This is a genomic window from Streptosporangium sp. NPDC051022, assembly GCF_040683035.1.
In the GTDB taxonomy this organism is placed as follows: domain Bacteria; phylum Actinomycetota; class Actinomycetes; order Streptosporangiales; family Streptosporangiaceae; genus Streptosporangium.
This window is the reverse complement of sequence record NZ_JBFBCF010000011.1, coordinates 13871-32259: the sequence shown is the minus strand read 5'-3', so window position 1 is coordinate 32259 and position 18389 is coordinate 13871. Positions and strand designations below refer to the sequence as shown.

The 18389-nt window shown below is 67.8% G+C and carries 19 protein-coding genes and 1 pseudogene; 12 read left to right on the top strand and 8 right to left on the bottom strand.

Annotated features, from left to right (window positions below):
- Nucleotide 1: 1 nt before the first annotated feature.
- The 3 genes from murJ to AB0N02_RS19350 form a co-directional block, all read right to left on the bottom strand.
- On the bottom strand, nucleotides 2-1579 hold the full coding sequence (gene murJ / locus AB0N02_RS19360; protein WP_363948102.1) for a murein biosynthesis integral membrane protein MurJ: 1578 nt from the start codon (nucleotides 1577-1579) through the stop codon (nucleotides 2-4).
- 237 nt (nucleotides 1580-1816) lie between these two features.
- A complete protein-coding gene (locus tag AB0N02_RS19355) occupies nucleotides 1817-2050 on the bottom strand; it encodes a hypothetical protein (protein ID WP_363948099.1) in 234 nt (77 codons plus the stop codon).
- Nucleotides 2037-2285 (bottom strand): DUF6400 family protein, encoded by a 249-nt coding sequence (locus AB0N02_RS19350; RefSeq protein ID WP_363948096.1) that lies wholly within the window; start codon nucleotides 2283-2285, stop codon nucleotides 2037-2039. Before AB0N02_RS19350 ends, AB0N02_RS19355 begins: the two co-directional genes overlap by 14 nt.
- A gap of 654 nt (nucleotides 2286-2939) precedes the next feature.
- On the opposite strand from AB0N02_RS19350, the gene AB0N02_RS19345 reads away from it, so the two are divergent.
- Nucleotides 2940-4823 (top strand): ABC transporter ATP-binding protein, encoded by a 1884-nt coding sequence (locus AB0N02_RS19345; RefSeq protein ID WP_363948093.1) that lies wholly within the window; start codon nucleotides 2940-2942, stop codon nucleotides 4821-4823.
- A 147-nt stretch (nucleotides 4824-4970) separates the two neighbouring features.
- Nucleotides 4971-5299, top strand: a pseudogene (locus tag AB0N02_RS19340) (transposase); the annotation flags it as partial.
- On the opposite strand, the gene AB0N02_RS19335 reads toward AB0N02_RS19340, so the two are convergent.
- From AB0N02_RS19335 to AB0N02_RS19325, 3 genes are all read right to left on the bottom strand, one after another.
- The gene (locus tag AB0N02_RS19335; RefSeq protein WP_363948090.1) at nucleotides 5296-6156 is read right to left on the bottom strand and encodes an AfsR/SARP family transcriptional regulator; all 861 of its coding nucleotides are present in this window, start codon (nucleotides 6154-6156) and stop codon (nucleotides 5296-5298) included. The pseudogene AB0N02_RS19340 and the gene AB0N02_RS19335 overlap by 4 nt on opposite strands.
- Nucleotides 6157-6365: 209 nt before the next feature.
- Nucleotides 6366-7208, bottom strand: a complete 843-nt coding sequence (locus AB0N02_RS19330) for an ABC transporter permease (protein ID WP_363948087.1) — start codon at nucleotides 7206-7208, stop codon at nucleotides 6366-6368.
- On the bottom strand, nucleotides 7205-8146 hold the full coding sequence (locus tag AB0N02_RS19325; protein WP_363948084.1) for an ATP-binding cassette domain-containing protein: 942 nt from the start codon (nucleotides 8144-8146) through the stop codon (nucleotides 7205-7207). Before AB0N02_RS19325 ends, AB0N02_RS19330 begins: the two co-directional genes overlap by 4 nt.
- 131 nt (nucleotides 8147-8277) lie before the next feature.
- On the opposite strand from AB0N02_RS19325, the gene AB0N02_RS19320 reads away from it, so the two are divergent.
- Both AB0N02_RS19320 and AB0N02_RS19315 read left to right on the top strand, forming a co-directional pair.
- A complete protein-coding gene (locus tag AB0N02_RS19320; RefSeq protein ID WP_363948081.1) occupies nucleotides 8278-9423 on the top strand; it encodes a sensor histidine kinase in 1146 nt (381 codons plus the stop codon).
- A gap of 60 nt (nucleotides 9424-9483) precedes the next feature.
- Nucleotides 9484-10167, top strand: coding sequence for a response regulator transcription factor (locus AB0N02_RS19315; RefSeq protein ID WP_363948078.1), 684 nt, complete (start codon nucleotides 9484-9486; stop codon nucleotides 10165-10167).
- 84 nt (nucleotides 10168-10251) lie between these two features.
- On the opposite strand, the gene AB0N02_RS19310 is transcribed toward AB0N02_RS19315, so the two are convergent.
- Together AB0N02_RS19310 and AB0N02_RS19305 are read right to left on the bottom strand one after the other, a co-directional pair.
- Nucleotides 10252-10803 carry a flavin reductase family protein gene (locus tag AB0N02_RS19310; RefSeq protein ID WP_363948075.1) on the bottom strand — a complete coding sequence of 184 codons (552 nt, stop codon included), beginning with the start codon at nucleotides 10801-10803 and terminating at the stop codon, nucleotides 10252-10254.
- A 14-nt stretch (nucleotides 10804-10817) separates the two neighbouring features.
- A complete protein-coding gene (locus AB0N02_RS19305; RefSeq protein ID WP_363948072.1) occupies nucleotides 10818-11828 on the bottom strand; it encodes an LLM class flavin-dependent oxidoreductase in 1011 nt (336 codons plus the stop codon).
- A gap of 308 nt (nucleotides 11829-12136) precedes the next feature.
- Between AB0N02_RS19305 and AB0N02_RS19300 the strand changes: the two genes are divergently transcribed.
- The 8 genes from AB0N02_RS19300 (at nucleotide 12137) to AB0N02_RS19265 (ending at nucleotide 18362) form a co-directional block, all read left to right on the top strand.
- Nucleotides 12137-12262 carry a lasso RiPP family leader peptide-containing protein gene (locus AB0N02_RS19300; protein ID WP_363948069.1) on the top strand — a complete coding sequence of 42 codons (126 nt, stop codon included), beginning with the start codon at nucleotides 12137-12139 and terminating at the stop codon, nucleotides 12260-12262.
- Between the two features lie 334 nt (nucleotides 12263-12596).
- Nucleotides 12597-14297, top strand: a complete 1701-nt coding sequence (locus tag AB0N02_RS19295) for an asparagine synthase-related protein (protein WP_363948066.1) — start codon at nucleotides 12597-12599, stop codon at nucleotides 14295-14297.
- A complete protein-coding gene (locus tag AB0N02_RS19290; protein WP_363948063.1) occupies nucleotides 14294-14551 on the top strand; it encodes a lasso peptide biosynthesis PqqD family chaperone in 258 nt (85 codons plus the stop codon). Before AB0N02_RS19295 ends, AB0N02_RS19290 begins: the two co-directional genes overlap by 4 nt.
- Complete coding sequence (locus tag AB0N02_RS19285) at nucleotides 14548-14964, top strand: lasso peptide biosynthesis B2 protein (RefSeq protein ID WP_363948060.1); 417 nt, start codon at nucleotides 14548-14550, stop codon at nucleotides 14962-14964. The genes AB0N02_RS19290 and AB0N02_RS19285 overlap by 4 nt, the downstream gene beginning before the upstream one ends.
- A gap of 121 nt (nucleotides 14965-15085) precedes the next feature.
- The gene (locus tag AB0N02_RS19280) at nucleotides 15086-15631 is read left to right on the top strand and encodes a MauE/DoxX family redox-associated membrane protein (RefSeq protein WP_363948057.1); all 546 of its coding nucleotides are present in this window, start codon (nucleotides 15086-15088) and stop codon (nucleotides 15629-15631) included.
- Between the two features lie 42 nt (nucleotides 15632-15673).
- Entirely contained in the window at nucleotides 15674-16630 is a 957-nt protein-coding gene (locus AB0N02_RS19275) for an ATP-binding cassette domain-containing protein (protein ID WP_363948055.1), read from the top strand.
- A complete protein-coding gene (locus AB0N02_RS19270; protein ID WP_363948053.1) occupies nucleotides 16618-17469 on the top strand; it encodes an ABC transporter permease in 852 nt (283 codons plus the stop codon). Before AB0N02_RS19275 ends, AB0N02_RS19270 begins: the two co-directional genes overlap by 13 nt.
- A gap of 263 nt (nucleotides 17470-17732) precedes the next feature.
- The gene (locus AB0N02_RS19265; protein ID WP_363948051.1) at nucleotides 17733-18362 is read left to right on the top strand and encodes an ABC transporter ATP-binding protein; all 630 of its coding nucleotides are present in this window, start codon (nucleotides 17733-17735) and stop codon (nucleotides 18360-18362) included.
- Nucleotides 18363-18389: the final 27 nt, after the last annotated feature.

The window sequence follows — 18389 nt, the reverse complement described above, 5'->3', positions numbered from 1 at the left end:
TTCAGAGCTCGCCGGGGCGCAGCGCGCCGACCAGGACGCGGAACTCGGCGATGCGCAGCGACCGTGCCGCCAGGGCGTACAGGAGCGCCCCGCAGGATCCGCCCGCGAGCACCACGACGAGCGACCCCGCCCACCCGGATCCGGCCATGTTCCCGGCCAGGTGGGCGACGACCGCCGTCGCCGCGCCCGCGGCGAGGGCCGCGACGGTCATGCGGCCGTGCGAGCGCAGGAGGCGGTGGCCGTCGACGCGGCCGATCCGGCGCCGCAGGACGAGGGCGGCGACGGCGAATCCGGCGACGTAGGCGACGGCGTAACCCGCCGCCGTCCCGACGACCATCTCCGGGCCGGGCAGCAGGCGCGCCGAGAGCACCGCGCCCACGATCGCGATCCCGGAGACCAGGAGGCCGATCAGGGCCGGGGTGCGGGTGTCCTGGAGGGCGTAGAACCCGCGCAGCATGATCTGGTAGCCGCAGAACGGCACCAGGGCCACGCCGTACGCGGCCAGGACCGACCCCGTCAGCGCGGCGGCCGAGGGGTCGGCGTTGCCGTGGGCGAACAGGACGGTGGTGATCCGCGGGCCGAGCACGACGAGGGCGGCGGCCGTCGGCAGGAGCGCCACGCTGGACAGCCGCAGGCTCTGGGACAGGTCGGCCGTCACCTGGGCCAGGTCGCGCCGGGACGCGGCCTGGCTCAGCCTCGGGAGGACACCGGTGACGATGGAGACGGTGATCACCGCGTACGGCAGCTGGAACAGGGTGTAGGCGTTGGCGTAGACGCCGAGCGCCCCCGGGGCGGAGGCCGAGGCGAGCTGGTTGACCACGACGATCACCGCCTGCGCGGCGACCACGGACAGGAGCGTCCAGCCGGCCATCGCCGCGATCCGCCGGATCCCGACGCCCCGGGGATCGGCGCGCAGCCGCATCCGGAAACCCGTGCCGCGGGTCGCCAGGGAGAGCGCGAGCAGCTGTACGGCCACGCCCGCGCTGGTGCCGACGCCCAGCAGCCAGGTCTGGGCCCCGGTCAGCGTGTCCAGCCGCCCGGTTCCGCCGATCGCCAGGTAGGCGGCGGCGGTCGCGATGACGACGAGGTTGTTGGCGACGGGCGCCCACATCGGTGCGGCGGGCTTGCCGCGCGTGCTGAGGACGCCCGCGACGATCGCCCCCGCGCCGTACAGGAGGATCTGCGGCAGGAAGAACCGGGTGAGGGTGATCGCCGCCTGCCGCTGACCGGTGTCGAAGCCGTAGAAGCACACGTCGACGATCTGCGGGGCGAACAGCGCCGTGACCACCACGACGGCGCCCAGGCCGTAGACCGTCAGTGACAGCAGGCGCTGGGCGTACAGCTCGTCGGTGTGCCGTACGAGCAGGGGGACCAGGACACCGGTCAGAGCCCCGCCGAGCACCAGGTCGTAGATCGAGTTGGGCAGCGTGTTCGCGGCGGTGTAGGCGTCGAACAGGCGTGTTCCCAGTCCGAGCGCCGCGACCAGCGCCAGCGTGCGCAGGAATCCGGTGATCCGTGAGACGAGCGTGGCCACGGCCATGGCCCGCCCCGCCCGTGCCGCTCCCGGTGGCTCTCGCATGATCGCTCCCGTCCCGTTTCCTCGTCCCGTGTCGCGGGTCCGAGTCTCCGTCACGGCCCTGTCGAGCGGTTGTCGTCCGCGTACGGGGCGCGGTGGCCTCGGGCACCCTGGGCACCGCGGGTACCTCGGGCCCTCAGGCACCTCGGGCACCTCGGGCACCTCGGGCAATGATTCACGAAACGCGAGGAAGCGGTCTGCGAAATCTCGGGAAAGGGGTCAGAAGACCGACGTATCCCGTCAGAACGGGCGGACGCCTCCCGCGCCGAAGCCGGTCTCGTGGTTCCACAGGTGGGTGCATCCGGGGCACTGCAGATGCAGGAGACTTCCGGTGTTACCGATGAGATAGCGCCAGTGCCGGTCGCAGTTGCGGCCGTCGGCGCAGACGCCGCAGTCTCTGTCGTCGCGGCATCCGGGGCAGGGCACCCCCCAGGCCCTGCGCCCCGGGTCGGCGTGGGGATCAAGCGGCAGCATGGCCGGGCCCCCTCCGGGGGAGGACCTCGGCCGCGACGAGCATGTCGTAGATCTCCTGCTGCCGCTCGTCGAGGCCGGAGTAGAGGAGGTCGTAGGCCTCCTCCTCGCCGCGCATCACCGCGAGCGGATCCCAGTCCGTCTCCAGGGCGGCCATGACCGAGGCGCGCCGCCGGGCCTCCTCCAGGGTGAGGTCGATCTCGAAGACGACGTGTGCGCTGTTGCTGTCCTGACTCATGACGCGACTCTCCGGTGGGATGGCGAACGTGTCACAGGTGTGATCAGCGGGCGGGCACATGTGAGAGGCCCGGGGGAGGCCCGGCCTGGATGAGAAACCGGCACGAGGCCGGCGTGGCCGGTTCTTTGCGATCACCTGAACGTTCAACGGGACGGGACCTCTTTATGGAAGGTCCTTTATGCCTTTTTATACCTTATGCCGCTTTCCTTGCCCAGCTCGTGACGTACGTCACGACTTCCCGGGGCGTGTACCGCTCGCCCGGGACGGGGTGGGAAGGGGCGGGGGATGTGCGATGGGGCGAATGTTCGGGTTGACCTCAACATATGTTGAGGTTTTAGGGTCCAGGTGTCGCCATCGGAGCAACGCCGACGGCGGCGCGGCGGTACACGGCGGCGCACGGCGGCGCGGTGTCCGCGAGACCCGTGCGACCTCCGTACGGTCTCGCGAGGCTCCGCGCCGGTCCGCGCGGTCCTACACCGATCCCGTAAGGCCCCCTGCGGTCCCGTGAGGCTCGGTACGGCCCCCGCGAGGAACGCCGCGAAAGCGCCGTGGCGATTTTGTCGGTGGCGGATGGGATCGTTCGTGGCATCGCCAATCTGTTCGAAGAGTTCGGTTCGGAAGGCCCGGCCGATCGTTCCCCCCCGGAGACAAGCGATGGACATGGAAGTGACCGCGTGGACGTCGCTGTACCACGCGATGAACGCGCAGGAGGAGCGGCGTCCCTTCTCCATAGCCACCCTGCGGCGCATCGGCGGGTTCGCCCGCCCGCACCACAGGCTGCTGGTGTGGTTTCTGCTGCTCAGCGTCGCCACGGCGGTGCTGGCGGTCGCGACGCCCGTGCTCGCGGGCCAGGTCGTCAACGCGATCGTCGAGGGGGCGGCACTGGACCTCGTCGTCCGGCTCGCGGCGCTCATCGCCGTCATCGCGGTCGTGGAGGCCGGGCTCGGGCTGGTGACGCGCTGGCTGTCGGCGAGCATCGGCGAGGGCCTCATCCTCGACCTGCGCACCACGGTCTTCGACCACGTGCAGCGCATGCCGATCGCCTTCTTCACCCGCACCCGCACCGGCGCGCTGGTCAGCAGGCTGAACAACGACGTCATCGGCGCCCAGCGGGCGTTCAGCGACACCCTCTCCGGCGTGGTCGGCAACATCGTGACGCTGGTCCTCACGCTCATCGTGATGATCGGGACCTCGTGGCAGATCACCCTGCTGGCGCTGCTCCTGCTGCCGGTGTTCGTGCTGCCCGCGCGGCGGATGGGCACCCGTCTGGCACGGCTCGAACGCGAGTCGGCCAACCACAACGCCGCGATGACCACCCAGATGACCGAGCGGTTCTCCGCGCCGGGGGCGACGCTCGTGAAGCTCTTCGGCAGGCCCGCCGACGAGTCGGCCGAGTTCGCCGCGCGGGCCCGGCGGGTGCGTGACATCGGGGTGCGCACGGCCATGTCGCAGTCGGTGTTCGTCACCGCGCTCATGCTGGTCTCCGCGCTCGCGCTGGCCGTCGTCTACGGCCTCGGCGGGTTCTACGCGCTGCGCGGGCAGCTGGACCCCGGCGCCGTCGTCGCGATGGCGCTGCTGCTCACCCGCCTCTACGCGCCGCTGACCGCCCTGGCCAGCGCGCGGGTCGAGGTGATGAGCGCGCTGGTGAGCTTCGAGCGGGTCTTCGAGGTGCTCGACCTGAAGCCCCTGATCACCGAGAAGCCGGACGCCCGGCAGGTGCCCGAAGGCCCGGTGTCCGTGGAGTTCGACGGGGTGTGCTTCGGCTACCCGTCCGCCGACAAGGTGTCGCTCGCGTCACTGGAGGAGGTCACGACCCTCGACACGCGCGGTGGCGTCCAGGTGTTGCACGACGTGTCGTTCCACGCCGAGCCTGGGCAGATGGTGGCGCTGGTGGGCTCGTCGGGAGCGGGCAAGTCGACGATCGCGCAGCTGGCGGCACGCCTCTACGACGTCGACGGCGGGGCGGTGCGGCTGTCGGGCGTGGACGTCCGGGACCTGACCGCCGAGTCGGCTCGCGAGGCGCTCGGGATGGTGACACAGGACGGGCACCTGTTCCACGAGTCGGTCCGAGCGAACCTGCTGCTGGCGCGGCCGCAGGCGTCCGAGGAGGAGCTGTGGGAGGTGCTGCGCCGCGCCCGCCTCGCCGACCTCGTCTCGACGCTGCCCGACGGGCTGGACACGATCGTCGGTGAGCGGGGATACCGCCTGTCCGGTGGGGAGCGTCAGCGGCTGACGATCGCCAGGCTCCTGCTGGCACGTCCCCGGGTGGTCATCCTCGACGAGGCGACCGCCCACCTGGACTCCACATCGGAGGCCGCGATGCAGGAGGCGCTGGGCGAGGCGCTCGCCGGGCGGACCTCGGTGGTGATCGCGCACCGCCTCTCCACGGTCAGGGCCGCGGACCTCATCCTCGTGATCGAGAACGGGCGGATCGTGGAGCGCGGCACGCACACCGACCTGCTCGCCGCGGGCGGCCGCTACGAGGAGCTGTACCGAACCCAGTTCGACCAGTCCGCCGACAAGGAACCGGTCCACTGACCCCGCCGTCCGGGACATCCGGTTCGTCGAAGAGGCGCCTGAGCCGGCGGCGAAGGGACGGACGCCTCGCCGCCGCTCGCGATATCCCGGCAGCGTGAGCACCCGGCTCACCTGACGCGGGGAATCTTCGAAGATGCGGCCGGCGGCGCGTTCCCGGCCGCACCGAAGATCGTGGTGGTCTGCGACAACGACGGCATCCACCATGCCCGGGCCGTCCGTGCTACCCGCGGGCGCACCTGCGGGTCGAGGTGCTGTACGGGGCTCGCTACAGCCCGCACGACAACCCGGTCGAGCGGATCTGGGCTGTGCTCAAGGCGTTCATCGCCAACGCCGCTGTGGGCCGGCCCGGCCGCTTGCGACGATCCATGCCTTCTTCCGCGCCCGCTTTCCCGGCCAGTTGCTGGCCACCGCCGCCCCGTGGACCAGCCCCTGGGCTCCTAGCCGGTTATAAGCAGAACTTCTGGAATTCCGCTTAGAAGTACGAAATGGGTGCGAGCCTGGAAGGAGATTCGGCGGCGAGCGCCTGGAGCGGGTATTTTGCGTCTCCCTGAAGGATCTCCATGTGAAGCCGTTGAAGCTGCTGGCTCGGGTCGATGCCCATTTCCTCACGGAGGGAGTGGCTGACCGTGGCGTACGCTTTCAAAGCCTCCACCTGCCTGCCGGAATGAAACAGGGCGAGCATCAGCTGCCACCACAGGCGCTCCCTGAAAGGGTGCTTGGTCGTGAGAGAACGCAGGCTCGTGATGAGGTGACCGTCGATCCATCCAAGCCCCAGGCACAGATCGTTGTGCCTTTCCAGAGCCCAGAGGAGCTCGTCGGTCAACTTGGGGACCGTTTCCCTGATTATCGGGTCCGCCTGCACGTCGGATAGCACGGGACCACGCCACAGGGAGAGGGCTTCGGCGAGACCGGCGACCTCGGCGGCGAGGTCGCCCGCCTTGCCCGCGCTGTGGGCCTTCGCCACCAGTCGCCTCAGCCGTATGAGGTCCAGGCTCTCCTGGTCGATATCGATGGCGTACCCGGACGCCGTGGTCCTGACTTCCGCGGCCGCCTCTCGGCTGAGGCTGGCCAGCGTTTGTCGAAGTCGGTTAACGCATGTATGTAAAGCACCGCGTGGTTCACGGGGTAAATCGTCGTCCCATAAGCGAACAATCAGCTCTTCTGTTGGTATGACGTTGTTCGCCTCCAAGAGAAGGGAAACCAGCAATGTGCGTCGCTTCCCTGCGGGAACCGACACCTGGCGACCGTTAAGGGATACCTCGAAAGGGCCCAGGATGTGGAACTTGATTCCGCTTGCGTAGGGGCTGGTTTGCGCAAAGGATTCTGTTCTCATGCGCATATGATTACATTCACATATGCCACTGTCCAGCAAGTTTTCGGCTGATTTCAGACTGTGCTGTAATTTGAGTAAATGTCGCGTGGTGAGATGTCGTTGTGCTCGCGACCGGTCGGCCATGGCCATTATCGGGCGCGCCCGCACTATTGAGAATGCCGGTGAAAGGCGAAGTTGCGGCCGGTTTTCGAAGCGGCCGCAACTTCGTCTCACGGATCCCTGCGCGACAGAGCGGCTCCTGCGGCGACGAGTGAGACCGCGACGTAGCCGAGCAGCACGAGTGCCGCCGCCGCGGGCGGGAACCAGTCGCCTGTTATCCGTCCGGGCAGAAGGTTGGACGCCATCGGCAGTGTGAGCGAGCCGACCCATTCATGCCAGGGAGTGGGCAGGAGAGAGGCTAACGGGGGAATGACGAACAGCAGCGCGAAGATCGAGACGAACGCGGCCCCCGTGGATCTCAGCAGTGTTCCGAGTCCCAGGCCCACGAGTCCCATGACCATGCAGCTGAAGCCGGCGCCCAGCACGCTCGGCAGAGCGTACGGCGCCGCCAGGGTCACGCCGATTCCCCGCGTGTTGAGGATGGCCTGACTGGCGAAGAAGATCGCAAAGGCGCTCACCTGGCCGATGACCAGGGAGACGACACCGACGACCAAGGCTTTCGCGGTGAGCAGCTCTCCTCGGCGGGGGACCGCCGTCAGCGTCATGCGCAGCATCCCGGTGGTGCTTTCCGAGGTGATCGCGAGAATGCCGAAGGCCGCCATGACGAGGTAGGTGACCTGCAGTGCCGTTCCTCCCGCTCCCGTCGCGTCAAACCCGGCGCGACCCTCGGGAGTCAGCCTGTCCCAGGAGCTGGCCGTGGTCAGGGCGAGTCCACCGCCCAGCAGGATCGGGAGGGGGAACACCGCCAGGAGGTAGTACGTCGAGCGAAGCGAGCGGATTTTGAGCCACTCGGCCGCTACCAGGTCCCGCAGGCGGCGCGAGCGCGATGGGTTGAGGGCGTCCTCGCCCAGGCTGATGAGGCTGCTGGACACGTATGTGCCGCTGGTGCTCATGCTCGACGTCCTGTCGCTTTGTAGTCGGTACTGTCGTCTGTCAGCTCCATGAAGGCCTCTTCCAACGATGCGCTACGCGGAGTGATCTCGTGCAGGGGGATGGCATGCGCCGCGGCCAGCTCCGATATCCAGACACTGTCCAGGAGCGCGTCCCGACCCGCGCGCTGCCGATCGGCGCTGACGGACAGTCCACCCGCAGGGTCGGGCCGCACGATCGCCCCGTGGGCGACGAGGAGCCGCGTGAGGTCTCCCTCCCGAGGCGTTTTGACGAGGACGTCACGGTGGAATCTGACGAGCAGCTCGCTGACCGATGCCTCGGTGATCAGTCGACCGCGGCCGATGATGATGACGCGGTCAGCGGTGAGTGCCATCTCGCTCATCGCGTGGCTGGAAATGAACACGGTGCGGCCCTCCGCCGCCAGTGAGCGCAGCAGTTCCCGGATCCATCGGATGCCCTCGGGGTCGAGTCCGTTGACCGGCTCGTCGAGGATGAGGATGCCCGGGTCGCCCAGGAGCGCGGCGGCGATGCCCAGACGTTGCTTCATGCCGAGGGAGAAGCCGCTGACGCGTTTGTACGACACCTCGCTGAGGCCGACCATCTCAAGCACGTCGGCGACCCGGCGCCGGCCGATGCCGTTCGTACGGGCGAGGATGGCCAGGTGGCTGTACGCCGACCGGCCGATGTGCGCGGCGTCGGCGTCCAGCAGGGCGCCGACCATGTAGAGCGGCCGCAGCAGCGAGGTGTACTGCCGCCCGCCGACCAGTGCCTGCCCCGAGGTCGGAGTGTCCAGGCCGAGCACCGCGCGTATGGTCGTGGATTTTCCCGCGCCGTTCGGGCCGAGGAAGCCGGTCACCTGTCCTGGCATCACATGTAAGGACAGGTTGTCGACGGCCAGCTTCGACCCGTGGCGCTTGGTCAGGTTCCGGACTTCAATCATGTATCAAAGATGACGAGATCCGTGGCCGTGGACATCGGGCTCCGGTCTGGCCTTCTCCACCCTGAGGCTGAGACCCGGGCCTCCTACCACGGGGGGATGCCCCTGTGGGGCGGCGTGCGTATCGTGATCACATGGACGGTTTACGCCCCCTGCTGGTTCAGCAGCTGCGTCTCCGCCACCTGATCCTCTTCGACATAGTGATCGTGGCCCCCATAGCGCTGCTGACCCTCGATCGCGTGGCGGCGCCGCCGTACGGATGGGTGTTCGGTGTCGTCCTCGGGCTGACGGCGGCGGCGCGGCGCGTATGGCCCCTGACGACGCTGGCCGTGGTCCTTGTCGTCTCCGCATTGGGTGTATGGGCACATGCCCTGATCACCCTTTTTCTGGTGTGGGGGTTCGTGCTGTACACGGTGGGCACCTCTGCGCCGATGCGCAGGTCCCTCGTCGCGTTCGCCGCGGCCGTGGTCGCCGCGGCGGCACTCGTCCTGCTGTCCCACGAGCCGAATGTGATCGCCAGCGCGGCGCTGGTGGGTCTGAGCTGGCTGACCATCGCGTCGGCGTGGGCGCTCGGGCTGGCGATGAGAGAGAGACGGCTCTACGCCAGGCGAAGCGTCGAGCAGCACGCGCGTCTGGCGGTCGCGGAGGAGAGGGTGCGCATCGCGCGGGAACTGCATGACGTCGTCGCCCACAGTCTGAGTCTCATCGCCATGAAGTCAGGGGTGGCGGCACACGTCGCCGCCGAGCGGCCGGGGGAGGCGCTTGAGGCGCTGGGGGTGATCCAGACGACCAGTCGCGGTGCCCTGGAGGAGATGCGGCGCATGGTGGGGATACTGCGCTCCGGCGACGGATCGAAGAACTCCCCGCTCTCCCCCGTCCCCAAATTCGCCGACCTGGAGAAACTCGCTGATCAGGCACGGGCCGCGGGTATCCGGGTCGAACTTTCACTGAACGGCGGCGATGGTCTTCCGGGGAGCCTGGAGAGCACGGTCTATCGCATCGTGCAGGAGTCGCTCACCAATGTGATCAAGCATGCCTCCCCCGCGAACGGCGGTCCCGGAGGGACCTTCTGCAAGGTCGTCGTCAACGTGAAACAGGACGAGGTCACCATCGAAGTGACCGACAACGGGATGGCGAGGAAGGCGATGACCGAGAAAAACGAGGGACACGGCCTGATCGGTATGCGTGAGCGCGCCCTTCTCTACGGAGGCGAACTCACGGCGGGCCCCGGTGCGTATGGCGGCTTCCGGGTGGAGGCGAGGCTTCCGTACGGTTCCTGAGGTTGCGCATCCCGCGCCCGGAGTGCCTGGTCCGATATGAAAGCGAAGGCAGAGGATTCTGTGGACAACCCGATTCGTGTTCTCGTCGCCGACGATCAGGTGCTCCTGAGGGGCAGCCTGCGCATGCTGCTCGAATCCACCGCCGACATCGTCGCCGTCGGTGAGGCGGGCACCGGAGTCGAGGCAGTCGAGCTGGCCGTGCTCGAACATCCGCATGTCGTCCTCATGGACATCCAGATGCCGGACATGGACGGGATCGAAGCCACGCGCCGCATCTGCGAAGGAGCCGAGACGGCCGATGTCAGGGTGCTCGTCCTGACCACGTTCGACATGGACGAGTACGTCTACGGGGCACTGCGCGCCGGAGCCAGTGGTTTCGTCCTCAAGGACACCCCGCCCACCGACCTTCTCTCCGCCATCCGCGTGGTCGCGCGAGGAGAGTCCCTGATCTCGCCGACCGTGACCCGCAGACTGATCGCGGAGTTCGTCCGGCGTCCCGAGTCGTCGAGCACGCAGGTTCGCGGCCGTCTGCTCGCCGGTGTCACGGACAGGGAACGCGAGGTGCTCTTCCACGTCGCGCGAGGTCTGTCGAACACCGAAATAGCCGAACTCCTCCATGTCAGTCTGGCAACCGTCAAGACCCACATCGGCAGCCTGCTCGCCAAGCTGGGAGCCCGTGACAGGGCCCAGCTCGTCATCGTCGCCTACGAGTCCGGACTGGTCAACGCCACCCACAGGAAGTAACTCCGCGACGCTCGCCCTCCTCGCTGGCCGGCCAAGGTGCCTGCTCTCGCGTTCCCCGGCGTGCTTCGGCCACCGTGGGGACACTCAGTCCCGGTCGGCCTGCGCCCGCGGTGCGAACCTCCCGAACCTGCCTCGCTGGTAGAGAAGCGGGCAGGACGCCGCACCGTCGCGCACCTCCGTGACCTGGCCGACCACCAGGACATGGTCGCCGATGCCGGCTGTGGCGTACGGTCTGCAGACCAGGTGGGCGAGCGCGCCGTTCAGCACGGGCACTCCGTGTACCCCCGTGTGCCAGCGCGTTGGAGCCGTGAAGCGGTCCATACCTCTGCGTGCGAAGCGAGAGGCGAGCATCGCCTGGTCGTCGGCGAGGATGCTCACGCAGAAGTGTCCGGCCGCGCGAAGCGATGGCCACGTGGCGGAGGTGTTGCCCACGTAGAAGGAGACCAGCGGTGGCGACAGGCTCACCGAAGAGAACGAGGTGACGGTGAGGCCGACCGGCCGCCCGCCCTCGGGGGCAGCCGTGACCACGACGACTCCGGAGGCGTGGCTCGACAGAGCACGCCGGAACCGGTCGTCGTCGACCGGGTGCCAGCCGTCGGCGTCGGTTCCCTTGGAGAGCGATCGGTCGGCGGACATCCGCTCTGCCTCCTTCAGCCGACGGCCGATGCGAGCACGGCACAGGACCGTTTACGATCCTCGACATCCTCGATCAGGCTGAACGCCATGAGCTCGTCCGTTCCCGTCGCGGCCACCAGGTCGGCGACCTTCTTCCTGACGGTCTCGGGGCCGCCGATGATGTGAGTGGCCAGGTGCCCGTGGTCCCGTGCCTCAGCGGGCAGCGAGCGGAGGTGATGTTCGGCCTCCTTGGTGCCGATGTTCGGCCTGTTCCGGGCACCGGCGCTCGCCTCCAGCATCACGACTTCCAGGGGGCCGGACAGCCACTCGGCGTGCTCGTCCGTCTCCGCCGCGACAACCGACGCGGTGATGATCGTGTACGGCCTGTCCAGATGCTCGGACGGCTGGAACGCCGCGCGGTAGGCACTGAGCGCCTCCTCGGCCTGACCGGGCTTGATGTGGTAGGCGAAGGCGTACCGCACCCCCAGCCGCCCCGCCAGCCGGGCGTTCTTCGCGCTCGACCCGAGCAGCCATATCTCAGGACGGTTCCCCTGGGCGGGTACGGCGACGATGCGTCCGCCGGTCTTACCGTCGGCCAGGTCGAAGTATCCCATCACCTCGGCCACCTGCTTGGAGAAGAAATCCGATCCGGGCGGTCCGCTGACCCTCCGTAACGCGTGAGCGGTGACCATGTCGCTTCCCGGAGATCTCCCGATGCCCAGGTCGATCCGTCCGGGGTTCAGCGCCTCAAGCGTCCCGAACTGCTCGGCCACAACGAGGGGAGCGTGATTGGGGAGCATCACGCCGCCGGACCCGACGCGTATCGTCGTCGTCCTGCCGGCGATCTGCCCGGCGAGGACGGCGGGGGCGCAGCTCGCGATGAAGGGGGCGTTGTGGTGCTCCGCGACCCAGTAGCGGTGGTAGCCCAGCCTTTCGGCGTGAACTGCGAGCTCGACCGTGTCGTGCAGAGCCTGCTGAGGGGAAGACCCGTCCCAGACCGGTGCGGTGTCGAGTATCGACAGCCTGACCGGTGACCTCTCGTTCACGGCTTTCTCCTTTCGTATGTGGCGGCGGGAAGCGCTTTTATCTCGCGATCGCCATTCTTGGACTCGAAGGCCTTTATCTCGAATGAAGGCGCGTCGAGACGTGTCAATAATCGCACCTCTCCAGCTGGGATAAAAGTGGTGCGACGACGGCCATGGATGGCTGAAAGGTGGGTGAAAGCGGAGTGTAAGCTCCGGGAGAGCCTGTGGAACGTAGAGCGAAAGAGGGAGTTGCTATGGTTTGAGTCAGGCGCAGGAAGTCCTGCCGCGATAAATCGCAGACTTTCTGCCGACTCGAGGAGGAGATTGTTATGGAGAAGGAAACGATCGTCTACGAGCCGCCCACTCTCTCCGGTGTCGGGGAGTTCGCCGAGGTGACCCTCGGTCGCCCGAGCTGGGGCTTCGAGAACGACTGGACCTGCGTCATGCTCTGCTAATTTCTGCGCGCACCGTGTGTGCTGCACAGATCGATCGATCTGCACGGTAATCCGCCGACGCCGGCCCCGGCCGGCGTCGGCGGATATGCCTGGTAACCGCAAGAGCAGTGCTTTCATCGGCTTTTCGTGATTTTTCTCCTGGTCGATTGAAGGGTCTGGGAGTCGCCCGGAATGCCACCGATAAATAGGATGGATCGGCGTGGACTTCGTTGTTCTGCCTGACTCTCCCGAAGGCGAGTCCTTCTGTGATTCCTCCGGAATCGGTCAGGAAGCAAGCATTATCCGGCACGCGTCAGGCCGCCCCTGGATCGTGGGGCACTGGCGCGAAGAGGATGTGGTTTTCGCAGCGGCCGGAAGCAGAAGAGTGGCCCTGATCGGCACTGTTTCCGAGACGTCGGGCAATCTGGAGGCCGTGCTCGGGCGGATGACCGGACTCTCCGGCGTCGAGGCACTGGCGCGCGGCGTACCGGGCGCGTATCACTGCCTGGCCTCGTTCGACGGGCGCGTCAGGGCACAGGGCAGCCTGTCGTCGGCTTGCCAGATCTTCCACGCCAGGGTCGCGGGCCTCACCGTCGCCGCGGACCGGCCCCAGACGCTGGCCCGGTTCATCGGGGCGGACGTGGCCGAGGAACTCCTGGCTCAGAGGTTGCTGGCACCGTGGCCGCCCTGGCCACTGTCGGAGCGTCCCCTGTGGCGGGGGGTCGAGGCGCTGCCGACCGGGTGCCGGCTGGAGATGGACCGGGATGGAAGCGGCCGGGTGGTCCGGTGGTGGGCGCCTCCGCCGCCCGAGGTCTCGCTGCGGGAAGCCGCCGGACAGGTCAGGCAGGCCCTGTGGGACGCCGTCGAGGCGCGCGCGTCACGAAGTCCGGTCATCAGCGCCGATCTGTCCGGCGGGATGGACTCGACCAGCCTGTGCTTCATGGTCAATGCGAAGACCGATCGGCTGGTCACCACACAATGGGGTGCCGAGAACCCCGCGAACGAGGACCGGATGTGGGCGGAGAGGGCCGCGAAGTCCCTGCCCCGGGCGGAGCACATGACGATCTCCTTGAAGGAGGCGCCCATGTGGTTCAGCGACATCCTCGACGTCGACGACGACACGGAGGCGCCCTTCGCCTGGATCCGCACCCGCGCCCGGCTGGCCTACCAGGCGAGGGAGGTCGCCGGAGCTGGGGCGAGTGTTCACCTCACCGGGCACGGCGGCGACGAACTGTTCCTCTCCACCCCGCTCTACCTGCACACCCTCGTCAGATCTCACCCCCTGAAGGCGATCCGCTACATCCGGGCCAACCGTGCCATGCAGCGGTGGCGCCTGAGCAGCACTTTTGGCTCGTTGATGACGAACCGCTCCTTCGGCGGCTGGCTCGCGGACTCCGCCCAGTCGATCACTCTGCCGTTGCGAGAGCTCTCGTCCCGGCCCGAGTTCGGGTGGGGGTTCAGCTTCCGAATGCCGGAGTGGGCGACGACGGGGGCCGTGGACATCGTGCGGAAGCAGCTCAGAGCGCTGGGTGAGTCGGAACCGTCCCCCCTCTCCCCGCTACGGGGTCAGCATCTGGCCATACAGGACGTCCGGCTCTGCGGTGACACCATACGCAGGGTCAGCCGTCTCACGTCGCGCTTCGGCGTCTCCTGGGAGGCTCCCTACGTGGACGACCGGGTCGTTGAGGCGGCTCTGTCGGTGAGGTTCGAGGATTGCGCGATGCCGGACAGGTACAAGCCGCTTCTGGCCGCGTCCATGCGGGGAATCGTGCCGGAGGACATCCTGGGCCGCTCGACCAAGTCGGAGTACAGCTCGGAGGCCTACGCGAGCCTGCGGAAGCACAGGAGCGAGCTCCTGGAGATCTGTGACGATCTCGAACTGGCCAGGATCGGGCTCGTCGACGCCGACGCGCTCAGATCCGTCCTGCTCTGCCTGCCTCCGAGGTCTATGAGCCTGATGCCGCTGATCAGCACGTTCGCATGCGAGGTCTGGCTCCGCTCACTCCGTCGGGCGCCACTCAACGGTTCAGCGTCCATGAGAGGTAAGTCGACATGAACTTTTCGCTCGCTCCGGATGTCTCCATGGCGGACACGGGCCAGAGCATGATTCTGCTGGATGAAAGGTCGGGACGTTACTGGCAGCTCAACGCGACGGGCGCCGTGGTCGTGCGTCTCCTCCTGCGAGGGGACAGCGTGCAAGAAGTGGTCGCCGAGCTGGGCCGAAGGCATCCGGGTGCCGTCCGCAGGATCGCGGCCGATGTCGCCGAGCTGATGCACTCGCTGAAGCAGGCCAGGGTGGTGCTGACATGACGATGCCCGTGGCGCTCGAGTCGTCGGCCAGACTTCCCTGGCGCCGTCGTGCCGTCGCGTACGTCGCGGTGGGGGCGGCGAGGCTTCTCATCAGGCTCTCCCCGTTGCGGCTCCGGCGGGTTCTGATGGTCGTCAGACGCGGAGCCAGGCCGTGCACGCGGAGCCGGGCGCTGGCCGCGAGAACGGCGGTCGTCTCCGTCAGCATGCAGTGTGCCGGGCAGGGATGCCTGCAGCGGTCCGTGGCGGCCGCGCTTCTGTGCCGCTTCGCCGGCACCTGGCCGACGTGGTGCACGGGAATCCTCACCGAGCCCTTCCGGGCGCACGCCTGGATCGAGGTCGACGGCGTGCCCGTCGGGGAGCGCGACGAGGTTGCCCTCTTTCACAAGACGATGGTGGTGCCGGTCGCACCCTAGAGGAAGATCCGCGGAACGCGCCCGCCCGGGGACCCGCCGGGACGAGAGCGGCGCGCCGGGCAGACGTCGTACGGACCTTCCCAGGCCGTTTGTTCTTGTTCCCCGGAAAGGGGTGTCACTCATGGCGTATGTGTTTTTCGGCATCACCTGTTTTCTCGCGACGACCTTCGCGCTCGCGTTCTTCACCAAGGTGCGAAGCCTGGAATCCTTCCTGCGCTTCGAACAGTCGATCGGGCACCTCGCGGTCCTGCCCCCTCGTGCCGGGAGGCCCGCCGCAATGGCGATCGTGGTGTGCGAGGGGGCGACCGTCCTGCTGCTGGCCCTTCCCGTCACGCGCGGGTTCGGTTTCCTGCTGGCCTCCGTGCTTCTTGTGGTCTTCATCGGCGTCGCCGTACGGGCGGTGCGGAAAGGGGTCATCGCCGAATGCCGGTGCTTCGGCAGGAAGGGGTCCATCATGAGCACGGCGATGATCATCCGTAATGCGATCATGATCGCGCTGGCGGCCACCGGATCGCTGCTGAGCGCGGACGGCGCGTCGCGGAGCATGGCCTACACGATCTGCGCCGCGGCCCTCGGCACGCTGACGGCGGTCCTTTACGTCAGGTACTACGACGACGCCGTACGGGCGATCGCGAAGCGCCTGCCCGCGACAGCCGAACTGAGCTAGCTCTGTCCCGAGCGTCCTTGACGAAAACGAGGTGTTGGCTCCATGCGACCCGCTATCGAAGTGATGGAGATCAGTAAGAGGTTCGGAAAGGTCCCCGCTCTCCGGGGGGTTTCCTTCGAAGCGCGTGAGGGCTCCGTGCTGGGGCTTCTCGGACACAACGGAGCGGGGAAATCCACACTCGTCAACATCCTCGCGACCTTGTCCCGGCCGAACGGCGGAGCCGCCAGGGTCGCGGGGCTCGACGTTGTGAGACAGGCCGGCCAGGTTCGGCAGCGGATCGGCCTGGCGGGACAGTTCGCCGCGTTGGACGAACAGATCACCGGCGCCGAGAACCTCATCCTCATCGGGCGGCTGCTCGGCGCCACACAGGAGGTCGCCCGGAGCCGGTCCGATGAATTGCTCCAGTTGTTCGAGCTGACCGATGTCGGGAGAAGACCGGTGCGCACCTATTCCGGCGGCATGCGCAGGCGGCTGGATCTCGCCGCGAGCCTCGTCGGCCGTCCCGAAGTCATATTCCTGGACGAGCCGACCGTGGGGCTCGACCCCTCCAGCCGCATGAACATGTGGAATGTTGTGAAATCCGTGACGGGTGAGGGAGCCACGGTCCTTCTCACCACCCAGTATCTGGAAGAGGCCGATCGGCTGGCGGACTCGATCGTCGTTCTCTCCGGCGGGAAGGTGGTCGCCTCGGGGTCCCCCGCGGAGCTCAAGGCTCGTGTCGGAGACCGTACGCTGACCGCCCGGTACTCGCACATTCCCGACGCCCACCACACTCTGCTCACGCTCAGATCAGCCGGGCTCGAAGCCGTGTGGGACGCGAAGAAATCCACGATCACGGCTTCCGTCGCCCGGGCGGGCGACATCGTCACGTTCGTTCGCGCCATGGGCGGCCAGGACGCCGAGATAGAGGAGCTCACCTTCGCCGAGCCCAATCTCGACGATGTCTTTCACGCTTTCACCGGTGACGGAAACGGGAGGGGACAGTCATGGCAGGAGTGATGAGCGGCCTCACCGCGGAGGGCCGGGACCTCACCTCGTTCGCTCCGGCTCCCGTGCGCCGGCGGGGCGCTCCGATCCGCGTTCAGGTGCTCGTCCTCACCCTGAGGTCGATAAAGGTGCTCGTGCTGGATCCGCGGATGATCCTCCTCAACGCCATGGGGCCGCTCCTGATGCTTTTGATCTTCAGTCAGATATTCGGCAGCATCTCGGCCACGCCGCAGTTTCCGCGCGGGGTGTCCTACATAGACTTCCTGGTGCCCGCGATCATGGTCAACTCCGCGATGCAGGCGGCTTTGCAGACGGGCATAAGCCTGACCCAGGAGGTCAGGAGCGGAATCATCTCGCGGTTCCGTTCGCTGCCGATCTGGCTGGGTTCCATCCTCTTCGCCAGAAGTCTGGCCGACCTTGTCAGGAGTGGCCTCCAACTGATCTGCGTCCTGCTGTTCGCCTATGCGCTGTTCGGTTTCAGCCCCGCCGGGGGGATCTCCGGGGTGTTCGCCGCCTGGATCCTGGCCCTGACGGTCGGGGGAGGCATCGGCTGGCTCTTCATCGCTCTGGCCTGCTGGATCCGCAACATCGATCTTTTCCAGGGCACCACCATGCTCGTGACTTTCCCCCTCATGTTCGCCTCAAGTGCCTTCGTTCCCGTGGGCGGGTTCCCCGAGTGGCTCCGGTTCGTCGCCACCCTCAACCCCATGACGTACGGGATAGACGCCACCCGTGCCCTGGTGTTCGGTCACCCGGTGGGATACGGCCCTTTGGTCGCTGTGGTGCTCAGCCTGGTCACCATCGGATTCTCGGCCGCCGTCGCGGTGCGCGGCTTCCGCAGGCCGTTGTAGGACGGTCCGCGCCGGAGGCGTACGGCCCGGTCGTGGAGGAGGCGGCCGGGCCTTCGCGGGCGGCCGTCCGGTGGGCGGGGTGTGGAATACGGAGCAGGGAGACGGCGACCGAGTCCTTGGGCCGCGGAGGGGCACGACGAAGTCACCCGCGTCCATCTCATCGGTGAACAGCTCGCCCTGCACGATCTCGGCGATGCCTGTCTTGATCCGTGCCCTTCGGATGACACGGGCCGTCCGCGTGACATCCGGGCTAGGGTCGGGAGGTGACAGCAATCGTCGCGGTACGGCGGGCAGGAGTGGAACTCGGCGGGAACCCCGTGCTCATCGGTGCCGATCTCACGGTGTCGCCGGGGGAGATCGTCGCCGTGATCGGGGTCAACGGCGCGGGAAAGTCGACCCTGCTGCGCTGTGTGGCGGGCCTGCAGGCTCTCGACTCCGGTGAGATCGACGTCCTGGGCGGCCCGCCCGACGACGGTCCGGCCTTCTGGCGCCGGGTCGCCATGGTCGGTGACGAGCCCGCGTGGTACCCCGGCCTGACAGCCCGGGAGCATCTTGAGCTGATGCGCGCCGTCCACGGCACCCCACGCCTGACGGTCGAGACCGCGCTCGACCTGTTCGACCTCGCCGAACGCGCCGACGCCGTCCCACCGGCCCTGTCCACCGGGCAGCGTCAGCGGCTGTCCCTGGCCATGGCGCTGCTGCGCCCCAGCACACTGCTCCTGCTCGACGAACCCGAGCGCGGCCTCGACACCGGCTTCCGGCACCGCCTGGCCGGGATCCTGCTGGAGTACGCCGCCCAAGGCGGCACCGTCGTGATGGCCACCCACACCCCTGACCTCGCCGAGCACAGCAACGCCCGCCTGCTCACCCTGGAAGCGGGCAGGGCCGTATGACCGCCGACGCCATCCGGACGGGGAGGA

Excerpts from the sequence above, each read along its gene's own strand:
- murJ (WP_363948102.1), bottom strand. The coding sequence starts at position 1,579 with ATGCGAGAGCCACCGGGAGCGGCACGGGCGGGGCGGGCCATGGCCGTG.
- AB0N02_RS19330 (WP_363948087.1), bottom strand. The coding sequence starts at position 7,208 with ATGAGCACCAGCGGCACATACGTGTCCAGCAGCCTCATCAGCCTGGGC.
- AB0N02_RS19275 (WP_363948055.1), top strand. The coding sequence starts at position 15,674 with ATGCGACCCGCTATCGAAGTGATGGAGATCAGTAAGAGGTTCGGAAAG.
- AB0N02_RS19345 (WP_363948093.1), top strand. The coding sequence starts at position 2,940 with ATGGACATGGAAGTGACCGCGTGGACGTCGCTGTACCACGCGATGAAC.
- AB0N02_RS19335 (WP_363948090.1), bottom strand. The coding sequence starts at position 6,156 with ATGAGAACAGAATCCTTTGCGCAAACCAGCCCCTACGCAAGCGGAATC.
- AB0N02_RS19300 (WP_363948069.1), top strand. The coding sequence starts at position 12,137 with ATGGAGAAGGAAACGATCGTCTACGAGCCGCCCACTCTCTCCGGTGTC.
- AB0N02_RS19320 (WP_363948081.1), top strand. The coding sequence starts at position 8,278 with ATGGACGGTTTACGCCCCCTGCTGGTTCAGCAGCTGCGTCTCCGCCAC.
- AB0N02_RS19350 (WP_363948096.1), bottom strand. The coding sequence starts at position 2,285 with ATGAGTCAGGACAGCAACAGCGCACACGTCGTCTTCGAGATCGACCTC.
- AB0N02_RS19325 (WP_363948084.1), bottom strand. The coding sequence starts at position 8,146 with ATGATTGAAGTCCGGAACCTGACCAAGCGCCACGGGTCGAAGCTGGCC.
- AB0N02_RS19290 (WP_363948063.1), top strand. The coding sequence starts at position 14,294 with ATGAACTTTTCGCTCGCTCCGGATGTCTCCATGGCGGACACGGGCCAG.
- AB0N02_RS19310 (WP_363948075.1), bottom strand. The coding sequence starts at position 10,803 with ATGTCCGCCGACCGATCGCTCTCCAAGGGAACCGACGCCGACGGCTGG.
- AB0N02_RS19285 (WP_363948060.1), top strand. The coding sequence starts at position 14,548 with ATGACGATGCCCGTGGCGCTCGAGTCGTCGGCCAGACTTCCCTGGCGC.
- AB0N02_RS19355 (WP_363948099.1), bottom strand. The coding sequence starts at position 2,050 with ATGCTGCCGCTTGATCCCCACGCCGACCCGGGGCGCAGGGCCTGGGGG.
- AB0N02_RS19280 (WP_363948057.1), top strand. The coding sequence starts at position 15,086 with ATGGCGTATGTGTTTTTCGGCATCACCTGTTTTCTCGCGACGACCTTC.
- AB0N02_RS19270 (WP_363948053.1), top strand. The coding sequence starts at position 16,618 with ATGGCAGGAGTGATGAGCGGCCTCACCGCGGAGGGCCGGGACCTCACC.